Consider the following 13,740-nt stretch of genomic DNA (forward strand, 5'->3'; position numbering starts at 1 on the left):
GTCATTTTCCCTTTTACTATAGCATATGACATGCGCAAATCTTGTCATCAAGCCGTACTCTTTTGGGAGGGATTTTGGTTTTTCTTTTTACCTGCAGTAAGAAGAAAAATCGAAAGCAGCATAACACTTGCTCCCACTATTTTTTGCCACGTCACTTCAACCGGGAAGAACGGGAAAGAGATAACAGCGAGAAGGATCGGACTAAAAGCACGTATCGTATTGGCAATCGAGAATCTCAAATATTTCAATGCTTCATACAAGAACAATGTGCCAATGAAACCAGTCAGTAAAGAAGATAATGCAATCAAACCTATTCCTGTGAACGACAAATTCCCTTCCCAAAGCTGTCCAGTACCGATTGCGTAGAGCGTTACAAAAATGAGCGCAATGCAGTTATTTGTAAATAAGATCGAATTGGAATCCTTATTCACGGCCATCGTTCTTTTAATATAAATATTGGAGAGAGCAAAGAAGAATGTCTGAAAGAGCGCACATAAGCTGCCTATCAAACTTGCACCATATATGTTCGTTGTATCAATGAATAGAAAAATCCCTAAAAGGGCCGCCAGGATAAAGAATGTCTCTTTTTTGTTCAGTCTCTCTTTCAAAATGAGAAGAGACAATAAGATGGCGAATACCGTGTAGAAGCGGCCAATAAAACCTATCTCAACGGGAGATAACAAACTGGTGCTTATGTAGAGGAGAATGACACCGAATGAATTCAGCACCCCTAGCAAAATCATCTCTTTGTCTGCATAGAAGGTTACTTTTTTACCTTGGAAGTACCCGAATAGATAGCTTGCTAGTAAAATAACGAGCACATTGATGATTGCAGCTTGTACAGGACTTATCTCCAGCACACCGAACTTAGCCAGCAGAGGGCCAATAGCCATCATGAGGATAGAAATAAGGTTATAAATATGTCCTTTTTTCTCCATATACATCTCCTTTATATTCCATACAATGCCTGTAAATGTTCAGAAACAACTAGCGATGAGTGTTATTTTATCCAACGTATGAAATCGAGGCATCCAAGTGCATATCTTTAAATCTCCTCGTCCTTTTCCATAAACTGTATACGACAACTGCCTTTTGTATGCTTACCTTCAACCTTAACTGAGTATCTACGGTAATGTGTCTGAGCAGAAATAGATCCTTGCTTATTCCCAGTAAATACTCCTTGCCAAATCAACTGTTTCCGGTCACGCCACTCTAATATCAGTTCTCCTTCTTGGACTTCCACGTCATAAGTGAGTGTTATCATCTTGCCCTGATTGAATTTAAAATAATAGTAATCGAAACCGTTGAATTTCTTATAAGTGAGATTTAGCTCATGCTTCGATTGCTTATACTTATATCCATTCTTACTGACTATCCTAATCACCCTGAATTTAACCAGCACCGCGAAAATCAACATGATTACGATAAAACCAATGATGTCTGACAACACAGAATTCAGCCCTTCCTGCACTCACATTTTCTACATATATACAATCACTTCCCCCTATAACTGTCAACGCAAAAAAGAGCACCATATTGGCGCTCTTTCTCACTTATCGTTTGTTCATATCGTTTGGATGTGCACCTTTACGGCGGCCTGAATCCAATTTATTGATCGCATCCATATCTTCTGCAGATAGTTCGAAGTCGAATACTTGGAAGTTCTCTTCGATACGGGATGGTGTCACAGATTTCGGAATGACGATTGTGTCATTCTGAAGATGCCAGCGAAGCACAACTTGTGCAGCTGTTTTACCAAGTTTTTCAGCAATTGCTGTCACGACTTCATCCTTTAGAACATCGCCGCCCTGATCAAGCGGGCTCCATGCTTCTACAAAGATATCATGCTTTTTGCAGAAGTCTTTTAGTTCGTTTTGCGCCAAGTACGGGTGGCACTCCACTTGGTTCAAGACTGGAACGATTTCCGTTTCTTTCAATAGGCGTTCCAAATGCTCGATTTCGAAGTTACATACGCCGATCGCTTTCACACGGCCGTCTTTGTAAAGCTTCTCTAATGCTTTGAAAGTGTCCACGTACTCGTCATACTGCGGAGTTGGCCAGTGGATAAGATAAAGGTCCACATACTCAAGACCAAGACGCTCAAGGCTTGCTTCAAAAGCTGCAATTGTATTGTCGAACCCTTGATCAGAATTCCAAACTTTTGTTGTGATAAACAGATCTTCTCTGTTCACGTTGGCTTCCTTGATCGCTTTGCCGACGCCTGCTTCATTTTTGTAGATCATTGCTGTGTCGATGCTTGTATAACCAACTTCAAGTGCTTTCGCTACTGCTGCAGTTGCTTCTTCATCTCCAACCTGCCAGACTCCAAAGCCAAGCTGTGGCATTTTTACGCCATTGTTCAGTGTTACATAGTTCATTTAAAGCACTCCTTTAGCGGTTTTTTCTCGTTTAGTATAGCGTTGCCTGCAAAGACTGTCATGTAAAATGCCTATGCATTCATACGACCTCCAACGGTACTTTCGACGTCGGAGGCGGGAATTCCTTGTCTAGTTTTGCAAGATCCTCTTTATTTAGTACAAGGTTGCCAGCCTCGGCATTTTCCACCGCATGAGGAGCCTGTCCCGCTTTTGGAATACTAAGCACATGTCCTGATTGGATCGTCCAAGCCAATGCAATCTGGGAAACAGACACTTCGTATGCTTTTGCCAGTTCACAGACGACTGCATTGTGCAGAATCTCCTTCCGGTCACCTTGTGCTAATGGGCAATACGCCATAATCGGAATGTCCTTCTCCTTCTGCCATGGAATGAGATCATATTCAATTCCTCGCGCAGTAAGATTATAGAGCACTTGATTAACGGCACAATTCTGTCCGTTTTCTACATTCCATAACTCTTCCATATCATCCGTATCGAAATTCGAGACACCCCAGCGACGAATCTTTCCTTCTTCATTCAGCTGTTCAAAAGCCGCCACTGTTTCTGCCAGTGGCACTCTTCCCCGCCAATGAAGCAGATACAAATCCAGATAGTCAGTTCCCAGCCGTTCCAAGGAACGGTCGCAGGCTGCCAGCACATCATCGAACGCTGCATTGGACGGCAGCACCTTCGAAATGAGAAATACTTTTTCCCTTCTATTAACTATCGCTTCACGTACCAAGCGTTCTGATCGGCCGTCTCCATACATTTCTGCTGTATCTATTACCTGCAGTTCCTGATCAAGTCCTGTGCGCAAGGCTTGGATTTCATCATGGCGCCTTGAATCGTCATCCCCCATATTCCACGTTCCTTGTCCGATTGCCGCTAGTTCCGTTCCATCCGGCAAGGTGATAGTTTTCATTGTATCTCCTCCTCATTACTTACTTTTTCCCGGTCAGTGATCTTTATCAAACGTTTGATCAATACATAAGTGGCAGCTTAGCTGCTCTTATTGGCAGGATACACCATCTGGTATTGTTTTTCCTCTGCTGACCGTTACACTGGAAATACCAACAAGTAAAAGACAGGAGGCGCTCTATGAAGATCACAATTCAGGAAGACGATACTTGCCTGGAAACCGAAGTGCAAATCACTTGCCGTCAAACAGACTCCAGCATTTTGGAGCTCGTCAAAATCCTATCTTCCTCCAGCAAGGAAAGATTGTCTGGTGAGAGGAATGGAGAAGTGCATCTTCTGCATCCAGAATCTATCTACTATATCGAGTCAGTGGATAATACGGTATTTCTTTATGATAAGAATGCTGTATACCAATCCTCATTAAAGCTGTATCAAATTGAGGAGTCCCATTTCAGTCCCGATCTTATACGTATATCTAAATCTGTTATCGTCAATCTCTCCAAGGTGGAAAAACTAAAGCCCGCACTAGGCCGAAAACTTACAGCCACCCTCACCAACGGAGAAAAAGTAATGATTTCCAGACAATACGTACCCCAGCTCAAACATAAACTCGGAATCGGCAGGGAGGAATGAATGATGAAGACTTTCGTAAGTTTCATCCAATCATGGGGCATCATGTTTATGTTCTCTATTTTGGCAACAAGCATATACATTTATCTCTTTATAGGAAATAGCACAATGGATATTGCCCTTGTACCTCAAAATCTGCTTATTACCTTTGTGCTTACATGGATACAGATTTTGATTCTGGGTCGAGCAAATGAATCGAACATCTTTACCCGCTCACTTCTGTTTCTCCTTATTGTCTTGGGCACTTTCACAGGCTCTGCTGCCCTCTTTGGCTGGTTTGACACAGGTAACTGGAAGCTGCTTGCGCTATTATTAGCTCTTGTTATCTTCATTTATATTGTCCTGTGGGTCATCTACCGCCTTATTCATAGTGTTGAAGCGAAGCAATTGAATGAAGAACTGGCTAATTATAAAAGGAAGAAGGCTGGAGCGAATGAAAATCATTGAAATCAAAAATCTAACGAAAAGCTATGGCAAGTCCGTTGCAGTGGATGGTATATCCTTCGATGTGGAGAAAGGACATCTATTCGCATTCTTAGGTGTAAATGGCGCAGGCAAATCGACGACCATCCATATGATTGCCACCCGCTTGCAGCAGTCACATGGATCTATCTTCGTCGATGGATTTCAAGCCGGCAAGGACGATGCAGAAATTCGCCAGCGGATCGGGTTGGTTTTTCAAGATAATGTACTCGATGATGTGCTGACTGTAAAGGAGAACCTCGATATGTGGGGGAGGTTCTATGGTATGTCAAAAATCGAAACGCAGAAGAGCATGTCCTGGATAACCGATACCCTGCTGCTGGAACCAATCCTGAAAAAACAATTCAGGCATCTGTCAGGCGGACAGAAACGCCGAGCAGAGATAGCGCGGGCACTGCTGCACCGGCCAGCCATTTTGTTTTTGGATGAACCAACGACTGGTTTGGATCCTCAAACAAGAGTCGATGTGTGGAAAACTATTGCAAGTCTGCAGCAGCAGCTCCACATGACTGTGTTTTTGACGACGCATTACATGGAGGAAGCAGCTGATGCGAATCAAATTGTTGTCATCGATAAAGGTAAAATCAAGGCACAAGGCACACCTGCTGAGTTAAAACGGCTATACGCTTCAGATACATTGCGCTTGCAAGTAAACGATAACGAATTTGCAGCAACGTATTTAGTTGACCATCGCTTCAGCTATCGCCTTAAGAGCGGAATATTCCAAATTTCGGTCCCAAATAGTTTGGAAGCTTACCATATCCTCCGGCATTTAGAGGAGCATGTCACAGATTTTGAATTAATCAAAGGGAGCCTGGACGATGTGTTCATCAACTTAGTAAAGGAGAATACACATGCACACAATCTGGCAGCTGACAAAGCGCTCTAATCGATTGTATTTTCGGGACAAGACTGCGGTCTTCATGTCCTTGCTCACAACCGGTATCATTATTGTTCTCTACTTGCTTTTCTTAGCTGATGTGACAACCAATTCCGCACAGGAAGCAGCACAGGGAGCAGCCGGCATGAAAGAACTGATGCAAAGCTGGCTGCTCGCTGGGATCATTGTGGTTATTTCTCTCACAGTCACATTGTCTGTTTTGGGTACAATGATTGAAGATGCTGCCAGCAACCAGCTGCACGCTTTATTGATCACACCTATGACCAGAACCCAATTGGTCATTGGATACTTGTTATCCGCTTGGCTGATTGCTGTATTATTTTCTGTCGGCGCTTTGCTCATTGCCGAAGGATACTTCTGGTTGAATGATAAACCTACCGTTACTTGGAATGGCTTACTATCGGCAATCGGGTTAATCATGCTGATTACTTTCTCTTCTGCCGCCTTCCTTTTTGCTATTACTGTTTTAATCCGATCCCGTAAATCTTTTTCGTCCATGGGTACGCTTGTCGGTACTTTATCCGGATTTCTGCTAGGGATATACATCCCTATCGGGCAGCTCCCATCATTTGTACAGGAAATAACCAAGTTCTTTCCCCCAGCCTATGGTGTCGCAGCACTGCGTGACGTTCTGATGCAGCCTGCAATGGAAACTACTTTCGCCGATGCTCCCGTCTTCATTTTAGATGAGTTTAAAGAAACATTCGGTCTGCAGATCACCTTATTTGATGCTGCTGCTCAATTTCCCGTCATAATCGGTATTCTTCTTTTGACGGGGGTTATATTTTTAAGTCTTGGTGTATGGATGCGGTCTGTGCGGATGTAGATTAACAAGAGTAATGGATACTAAAATAAGCACCTTCATCGAAATGCGATGAAAGGTGCTTTATTAGCTAAACAAACGATTGATCATAAAACAAATACCAACAAATTTCTATTCTTGAAGATACCGATACAACGTTGTCTTACTGATACCTGTTTCAATTGTTATATCCGCTATCGAGTACTTCTTGCTGCGATACATATCAATAGCTTTTTGAACATTTCTATCTGGCTTGCGCGGTCTCCCGCCTGCTCGGTTCTTTGCTTTTGCTTCAGAAAGTCCTGCTTTGGTTCTTTCTCCTACTACTTCTTTCCGGAATACAGCGATCTGCTCCAAATGCTGAAAGAACGAATCCTCTCTTGTATCAATATTATCTTCAATCGATACGAGGGATGTCTGCTTCTCCTGCAGATTACGGCAAATTTCGATTAGATGCTTTGTCGAATTTGCCAGGCTGTAAAGCTTACGTACAACAAGTACATCACCCGGCTGCAGGTTCTCCAAGAGCTCCTCTAATAAAGGCTGCCCCTGCACGTCCTCCTTTTCCTCTATCACTTTCTCGCAGTTTATTATTTCTGCTGGCTGATGGTCCCATTTTTCCCGGACAAATTCCCGTATATATCCAATCATCATGTTATCTCACTCCAAATAAAGTACCAAAAACGGTAGTTTTGGTTCCAAAACTAACTGATTCGTGTTACAGTAAGCTTATCAAAATTCGGACACGACTTCTATGAGACTTAGAAGTCAACAAAAATTATATAAAATGAGGTGTTTGTAAATTGGCAGCAGTACAATTAAATAAGCAATGGTTTGGCAACATCCGCGGGGACATCCTCTCCGGTATCGTTGTTGCTTTGGCCTTGATTCCTGAGGCAATCGCATTCTCCATCATCGCTGGTGTGGATCCGATGGTCGGATTATATGCATCCTTCTCTATGGCAGTTGTCATTGCTATTGTCGGCGGCAGACCGGCAATGATTTCTGCAGCAACAGGAGCAATGGCGTTATTGATGGTGACATTAGTGAAGGATCACGGGTTGCAATACTTATTCGCCACTACGATCCTGACTGGGGTATTACAGCTTTTATTCGGCGTATTAGGTATTGCCCGTTTTATGAAATTCATCCCGCGTTCTGTCATGATCGGATTCGTGAACGCACTCGCTATCCTGATTTTCATGGCACAGGTACCGCATTTTATAGGAATCAATACAACTACCTATGTTGTAGTGGGGATCACGCTCGCCATCATCTATTTGTTCCCGCTCATCACCAAAGCCGTTCCTGCTCCGCTTGTAGCCATTTTGGCAGTGACGATATTGTCGTTGTTCCTGCATATTGAAGTTCGGACTGTCGGGGACTTGGGGGAAATTAAACAAGCACTGCCTTCTTTCCTGATTCCAGACATTCCGCTCAACTTGGAGACCTTGCAAATTATCTTTCCGACTGCACTTGCTTTGTCGATTGTCGGTTTGCTGGAGTCTTTGCTGACGGCGTCCATTGTTGATGACATGACGGATACTGGCAGTAATAAGAACAAAGAAGCCCGCGGACAAGGTATTGCCAATATTGTAACTGGCTTTTTCGGTGGGATGGCAGGCTGCGCAATGATCGGACAGTCCGTCATCAATGTCAAATCCGGCGGTCGCGGTCGCCTTTCTACGCTTGTTGCAGGTATATTCCTGATGTTCCTCATTCTCGTATTAGGAGACTGGGTAGTAAGAATTCCAATGCCCGCGCTTGTTGGAGTCATGATTATGGTCTCCATTGGTACATTTGATTGGTCTTCCATCCGCAGCCTTACACGTGTTCCAATATCAGATTCAGTTGTCATGGTCGTGACTGTTATCGCTGTAGTGGCAACGCATAACTTATCCATCGGTGTATTCATTGGTATCCTACTAAGTGCTATTTTCTTTGTCGCAAAAATATCGAAAGTGAAAGTCGAAAAAAGAACTGACGCATCAGCAGACCATATTCGATATACTATTAGCGGGCAGCTGTTCTTTGCTTCCGTGACCGATTTCACGGATAGCTTTTCCTATGAGAATACAGCCAAACACATAACACTTGATTTCACCAACACGCACGTTTGGGATGACTCCGCAGTGGCAGCGATTGACAAAATCGTGCTAAAATTCAGGGAGAAGGGCTCTTCTGTTACTTTGGAAGGGTTGAATAAGGATAGCCAAGCACTAATGCACAGATTGACAACTAGCGATTCCGCACATGTGAACGTATCAAACCATTAAAAGGCGGTGCATCCATGTATAAGAAAATCGTAGTGGCAATTGACGGATCCGACCACTCCTTCCTGGCAGCAGAGCACGCTATCCAGCTGGCAAAGCTGCAGCCTGGGACTCTGGTGGAAGGAATCCAAGTTCTTGATTACGAAAAAACAAAAGCAGATGTCCTGCACAGTACCGATCCAATCCAATTGCAAAGCAAGCGCGATGAGAAACTCCAGCGTTTCCGCGATGCATTTGAAGCAGCATCCATTAATTACAAACTGATCATGAAGCACGGTGAGCCTGCACCCATGATCCTGGAGCATGCACGTGATACCCGAGCTGATCTCATCATCATCGGCAGCCGCGGTCTGAATCCTCTGCAGGAAATCGTCCTTGGAAGTGTCAGCAGCCGTGTTGCGAAACGGGCGAAGTGTTCTGTCATGATTGTAAAATACTTGCCGTAACAAAAGGCTGTCGAAAGATTTCGGCAGCCTTTTTCCTAACCTGCATTGGAGGTGTGAATTGGTGAATATACGCAAGCTTAATCCAACTGAAACTCCGCCCATAGATCTCTTACTTGAAGCTGATCCATCTAAAACAAAAATAGAATCTTACCTTCGTCATGGAAGCTGCTTTATTGCAGAAACAAACAATCATATCTCCGGCATTTACGTAATGATTCCGACCAGCCCTGATACCGCGGAGGTAATGAACATCTCCGTAAAAGAAGCTGATCAAGGAAAAGGTATTGGCAAAAAGCTCATCCATCATGCCATTGAGCAAGCCCGGTTACAAGGATACGCTTATCTGGAAGTAGGAACAGCCAATTCCAGCATCAATCAAATCGCCTTCTATCAAAAGTGCGGCTTCCGGATGACAGCAATTGATCATGATTTCTTTCTCCGCCACTATGAAGAACCTATTTTTGAAAATGGTATACAGTGCAGAGATATGGTTCGTTTCCGTTACAATCTATAAATGCCATAAAAATTGCGACCTGCTAAGCGAGGTCGTTTTTTTTATTGGAATATTTTATAATATAATTCCATTTTTTCAATTTAATTCTCTTATTTATCTAGATATTTAGTAGGATAGCATTATAATAAGAATGCTGTCTTTATTTGTCCTTATACTATTATTCCGATAAGACAGGGGAAGGAGAAATCATGAAATTTTGTAAAGAATGCGGGAATGAACTGAAGCCCGGCGCCCAGTTCTGTAATAACTGCGGCACAAGCGCAAGTGGCACAACCACTCCTCAGCGCCAGCAGCAAACCGCACCAAAGAAAAAAATGAGCAAGAAGAACAAAATCATCCTGGCAAGTGTCATCGCAGTTCTGATTATCCTGTTCGCCGGCTACAAGACCGGAGAAGCAATGACCAGCAAAGATAAGGTGATTGACAAATTCGAAACAGCTTTAGCAGAGAAGGATGCTAAGAAACTAGCTAAAATCATCACTACAGATGATAAAGAGCTTAAAATCGATGAGGATTCAGTAAAAGGACTGATTGCTTACTACAATGAAAATCCAGAAGAATTGGATATTTTAGTAGCGGATATGAGCAGCCAAACTGATGAATCTGTTGCTTATGCTACCGGCCCCATCTATCTTTCCAAGGATGGAAAAAAACTGCTTCTGTATGACAATTATGAGATTAACGTTCAGCCATATTACATAACCTTAGCCACCGCATATAAAGATACGGTACTGAAAGTAGATGGTGAAGAAGTTGGAACTGCAGACACAGATGATTTTGAAAAGACGTACGGACCATTTGTACCAGGTACGCATGAACTGTCTGCTACATTGACACAGAATAAAATAGAGATGGCTGCAACAGAAAGTATGGAACTCTACAGCGAAGATACGAATCCATACAGTGACCTCCAAGTGGAAGGATCCATAACAGAAGATACAAAAAAACAAATCATGGATCAAATTAATACAGTGGGAGATCAACTGGCACATGCTAAAGCGGCGAAAGACACTAGTCTCCTTAAGGATGCCGGAAAACCGTTCAAGCAAATGGTCCAGGATGATATCGACAATCTGGATTCTTGGGATTATTCCTACGAGGGTTCTTATCTATCATCAGAATTTGACTTGGATACATTTAATGTAACCAAATTGGACACAAGCTGGGCGGTATCAGTGGACGTCAGCCAAACATTCAATGAAGCAGAAATTTATGATGAATCGACAGCTGATTTAGAGAAGCAGTCCCACGAACTGAGTTACGTCATGGTTTATGACGAAAAAGCAAAGAAATGGCAAGCATATGATGCAGACTATAGTTATTTCAGTTCTATCGGTGATAATACAGAAGTGGTGGAGAACAAGAAGCCAACAGTATATAAAGCTGACGGGTCTGCCAAATCCGATGAAACAAAAACGGATGACAGCAGTGCTGAAGGAGATATTCCCGACTCAGCAGTTACACTGATGGACAACTACCTTAATGGTTTGATCGACGCGATAAATTATGACAGTTTTAGCAGCGTTTCTCCTTACATGGCAGAAGGATCAGCGCTATACGATTCCCAACAGACGCTTGTAGACAATCTGACATCTAAAAGTATCACTGAATCTCTGGACGATTATGAGATTACCAGCTATGAAGAAGATGGAGATTCAGCGACTATCACAACGAAAGAGACAATTACAATCTCTTACAGCGATGGTACCTCCGAACAACAAGATTATAACTGGACATATACAGCAGAGAAATCCGGGGACGATTGGAAGCTGACGAATATTGAGTAAAACAAAAAGAGACAGGTTTACCTGTCTCTTTTTGTTTTTAAAAGATCGAAAATTGATTCATAAGCTCTTCCATTTGTTCTATGAGTTCAGCCAAGTACATTCTCTGTGCAATGTACAGTACGATCATTGTACAGATAGTCACGAATAAAGAGCTGTATACAATATCCAATCCACTTCGGCTATCACGATACAAGCTTACCAGCACTAGTACTGGAACTATGAAAAACGTGCCAACGAAACCAATTGTAGTGAACCATGTAAAAAGATTAATATTTAATAGTGCAAAAAGAAAACCTAATGCCACTAATCCCAGGAAAGGAATCAGATAACTACCGTATCTAACCAATATAGATTTAAAGTTTGTTTCTATTTTCGACAGTTTACTTGCAGCAAATACTAACACTGCAACTATGAAAACAAACAATGCAAAGAAAATGAACGGCTTGATGGCAAACTCGACAAAAGATATCTCAATGTCCAGTTCATCCGTACTTAGCATGTCCCCAAAAAGAGGTACAGAGCTTATTTCCTTTAATAAATTCTTCATTCCGAAGTAAACTGTCAAACCTAAGAATACAGCAAAAAGGACCATCGTAATGATGCTATTCGTCAGATTGCTGACACCATAGCGCTTACCTGAGCTAAATGGGTGTTTAATCACATCAGCAAAATAATGGAAAAATGATAATGATGCCTGTTTTGTGACCTCAAGATACTCATTGGCCTTGGTATTTTCACCCGATGAAGCTGCCGCTTGCTGTGTGTTACCCGCTGCCGTTTGCTCTTGCAAAGCCGCACCGCAATTCTCGCAAAACTTACTCCCTTCCGTATTGTTGTGTCCACATGACGGACAAGCTACCATAAAATCTACTCCCTCACCTAAAAAATTGCACATTTCTCTATGTACTTCCTCATTATACAAAATATAGGTCAAAAGAGGCAGTGCTAATTAGAGTAATTAGACAAAAAGGCATGCACTCTATTGTGCATGCCTTTTTATCTCACATGGCAGTGCGCTCTATTAAACCTAAATTATCTCGCAATGTATGACTCATACACTTCCAGTATGGGCAAGAAAGTTTGTTACAAGTTCTTCGAGCAGAAGCATTAAGATCTAGGCACCTAATAGGAAACCAACAGCAGCATCCTGGTCGACCCAATCAAAAAACTTCTTTAAACTCTGTCCGCATGAACGGCAGAGCGCTGAACATGATTAAAATTAGCAGCGACTCCTTCATTAGGGGAATGACGAGATTCCAGCTCCAGGCACATGATTGACTATCTTAAGCTTCTGCTTTAGCCGTTGCTCCAGCTGCAACACGGTAATAGTGTCCATCAGGCGCCACATTTTCTCCATATAGAAAAACAGTTTCACCCGACGGCAGATGAACGAAAGGGGCCGCCTCCCGTTTCTCTTTGAACTGGATTTGCGGTCTTACTTCGATATCCTTCCGCTGGTTAACGAGATTTGCCAAATCCTCTACGATGGCGCTTGCCGTCGGCAGTGCCCCAGCGCCCGGACCTTGCAGCTTCAGCTTGCCAACAAGATCACCTTCCACACATACAGCGTTGTCTACTCCATCCACACTATACAGCGGATGGGCAGCAGATAAAATGACCGGTTCGACAGATGCCGTCACTTCTCCGCCAGCATTTTCGAGCGTAGCAACATGCTTGATTTTCCACCCTTGATTTGCTGCGTCTTGGATATCCTGTGAGGAAACGCCACGGATTCCCTTCCGCGTAACCTTTTCCCAATCCGGCTGAGCCTCAAATAACAAATCACTGAGTACCATCAGCTTATAAAATGCATCCCAGCCATCCACATCATTGGCAGGATCAGCCTCTGCAAACCCCGCTTCCTGCGCGAGCCGAAGTGCTTCTTCGAATGGCAGGCTCTTTTCGGACATTTCCGTCAGAATAAAATTGGATGTGCCATTCAAAATTGCTTCCACCTTAACAACGTGGTTGATATGCAGAAGCTGCTTCAGCGTTCCAATTACCGGCACACCGCCCGCGACTGCTGCTTCATATTCCAATCGCACGCCATTTTCCTTCGCCAAGCGTTTCAGCTCTGCACCTCGGGAAGCAATCAGTTCTTTATTTGCCGTGATAATATGACAGCCATGATGGATTGCCTCAGATAAATAGCTAAAGGCAGGCTCAATGCCGACACTCGCTTCGATGATGACATCAAGGTCGGATATGGAGAAAAGCTCCGCTGCATCGTCAGTCAGCAATGCGTCCGTTACTTGCTGCTCATACTTCTGCTTCTCCCGTACCAAGACCCCTGCTACCTGGACTTCTTTACCAAAAATCGTCTGCAGGTTTGCTTGATGGGAGCGGATCGTCCTCCCCACAGCACTTCCTACTGTGCCATATCCAATCAATCCAATCTTCACTGTCATCTGTTTTGCCTCCTTGAGTAATTTTCCGCATAAAAAAAGTCCCCCTGAGAGGACAGGGAGACGAATGTACCGTACTGTGTCTTCTCTCATCTACAGGAATTAGCACCTATACAAGTCTAAATAAACTTGCAGGTTGCCGGGCATCATCGGGCCAGTCCCTCCGCCGCTCTTGATAAGAGTTTTGTATTCGTTTGTTATGA

Annotated in this window: 14 protein-coding genes and 1 riboswitch; of the genes, 8 read left to right on the forward strand and 6 right to left on the reverse strand. The window is 43.3% G+C overall.

Annotated elements, in window-relative coordinates; genetic code table 11:
* Nucleotides 1-47 precede the first annotated feature (47 nt).
* From SFC25_RS10600 to SFC25_RS10610, 3 genes are all read right to left on the reverse strand, one after another.
* A complete protein-coding gene (locus tag SFC25_RS10600) occupies nucleotides 48-938 on the reverse strand; it encodes a DMT family transporter (protein WP_411215236.1) in 891 nt (296 codons plus the stop codon).
* A 615-nt stretch (nucleotides 939-1,553) separates the two neighbouring features.
* The gene (locus SFC25_RS10605) at nucleotides 1,554-2,378 is read right to left on the reverse strand and encodes an aldo/keto reductase (RefSeq protein WP_411215237.1); all 825 of its coding nucleotides are present in this window, start codon (nucleotides 2,376-2,378) and stop codon (nucleotides 1,554-1,556) included.
* A 79-nt stretch (nucleotides 2,379-2,457) separates the two neighbouring features.
* Nucleotides 2,458-3,300: an aldo/keto reductase gene (locus tag SFC25_RS10610; protein WP_411215238.1), complete on the reverse strand. Its 843-nt coding sequence runs from the start codon at nucleotides 3,298-3,300 to the stop codon at nucleotides 2,458-2,460.
* 176 nt (nucleotides 3,301-3,476) lie between these two features.
* Between SFC25_RS10610 and SFC25_RS10615 the strand changes: the two genes are divergently transcribed.
* Genes SFC25_RS10615 through SFC25_RS10630 form a run of 4 tightly spaced genes read left to right on the forward strand, consistent with a single transcriptional unit; the run spans nucleotide 3,477 to nucleotide 6,136 of the window.
* On the forward strand, nucleotides 3,477-3,929 hold the full coding sequence (locus SFC25_RS10615) for a LytTR family DNA-binding domain-containing protein (protein WP_411215239.1): 453 nt from the start codon (nucleotides 3,477-3,479) through the stop codon (nucleotides 3,927-3,929).
* Nucleotides 3,930-4,373, forward strand: coding sequence for a hypothetical protein (locus SFC25_RS10620; protein ID WP_411215240.1), 444 nt, complete (start codon nucleotides 3,930-3,932; stop codon nucleotides 4,371-4,373).
* Nucleotides 4,360-5,298, forward strand: coding sequence for an ABC transporter ATP-binding protein (locus tag SFC25_RS10625; protein WP_411215241.1), 939 nt, complete (start codon nucleotides 4,360-4,362; stop codon nucleotides 5,296-5,298). The genes SFC25_RS10620 and SFC25_RS10625 overlap by 14 nt, the downstream gene beginning before the upstream one ends.
* Nucleotides 5,264-6,136, forward strand: a complete 873-nt coding sequence (locus SFC25_RS10630) for an ABC transporter permease (protein ID WP_411215242.1) — start codon at nucleotides 5,264-5,266, stop codon at nucleotides 6,134-6,136. The genes SFC25_RS10625 and SFC25_RS10630 overlap by 35 nt, the downstream gene beginning before the upstream one ends.
* A 108-nt stretch (nucleotides 6,137-6,244) precedes the next feature.
* Here the strand turns inward: SFC25_RS10630 and SFC25_RS10635 are convergent, their stop codons facing one another.
* Nucleotides 6,245-6,766: a recombinase family protein gene (locus SFC25_RS10635; protein WP_411215243.1), complete on the reverse strand. Its 522-nt coding sequence runs from the start codon at nucleotides 6,764-6,766 to the stop codon at nucleotides 6,245-6,247.
* Nucleotides 6,767-6,915: 149 nt separating this feature from the next.
* On the opposite strand from SFC25_RS10635, the gene SFC25_RS10640 reads away from it, so the two are divergent.
* From SFC25_RS10640 to SFC25_RS10655, 4 genes are all read left to right on the forward strand, one after another.
* Nucleotides 6,916-8,388, forward strand: a complete 1,473-nt coding sequence (locus SFC25_RS10640; RefSeq protein ID WP_411215244.1) for a SulP family inorganic anion transporter — start codon at nucleotides 6,916-6,918, stop codon at nucleotides 8,386-8,388.
* Between the two features lie 14 nt (nucleotides 8,389-8,402).
* Nucleotides 8,403-8,831: a universal stress protein gene (locus tag SFC25_RS10645; protein ID WP_411215245.1), complete on the forward strand. Its 429-nt coding sequence runs from the start codon at nucleotides 8,403-8,405 to the stop codon at nucleotides 8,829-8,831.
* 61 nt (nucleotides 8,832-8,892) lie between these two features.
* Nucleotides 8,893-9,345, forward strand: coding sequence for a GNAT family N-acetyltransferase (locus SFC25_RS10650; RefSeq protein ID WP_411215328.1), 453 nt, complete (start codon nucleotides 8,893-8,895; stop codon nucleotides 9,343-9,345).
* A gap of 188 nt (nucleotides 9,346-9,533) precedes the next feature.
* Nucleotides 9,534-11,132 carry a zinc ribbon domain-containing protein gene (locus tag SFC25_RS10655; RefSeq protein ID WP_411215246.1) on the forward strand — a complete coding sequence of 533 codons (1,599 nt, stop codon included), beginning with the start codon at nucleotides 9,534-9,536 and terminating at the stop codon, nucleotides 11,130-11,132.
* A 37-nt stretch (nucleotides 11,133-11,169) separates the two neighbouring features.
* Here SFC25_RS10655 and SFC25_RS10660 read toward each other — a convergent pair whose 3' ends face one another.
* Complete coding sequence (locus SFC25_RS10660) at nucleotides 11,170-11,994, reverse strand: zinc-ribbon domain-containing protein (RefSeq protein WP_411215247.1); 825 nt, start codon at nucleotides 11,992-11,994, stop codon at nucleotides 11,170-11,172.
* A gap of 421 nt (nucleotides 11,995-12,415) precedes the next feature.
* Nucleotides 12,416-13,540, reverse strand: a complete 1,125-nt coding sequence (locus SFC25_RS10665) for a homoserine dehydrogenase (protein ID WP_411215248.1) — start codon at nucleotides 13,538-13,540, stop codon at nucleotides 12,416-12,418.
* An 83-nt stretch (nucleotides 13,541-13,623) separates the two neighbouring features.
* Nucleotides 13,624-13,719: riboswitch (SAM riboswitch) on the reverse strand.
* Between the last annotated feature and the right edge of the window lie 21 nt (nucleotides 13,720-13,740).

Origin of the sequence: Terribacillus saccharophilus (assembly GCF_046592595.1) — a bacterium.
Lineage (GTDB): Bacteria > Bacillota > Bacilli > Bacillales > Amphibacillaceae > Terribacillus > Terribacillus saccharophilus_C.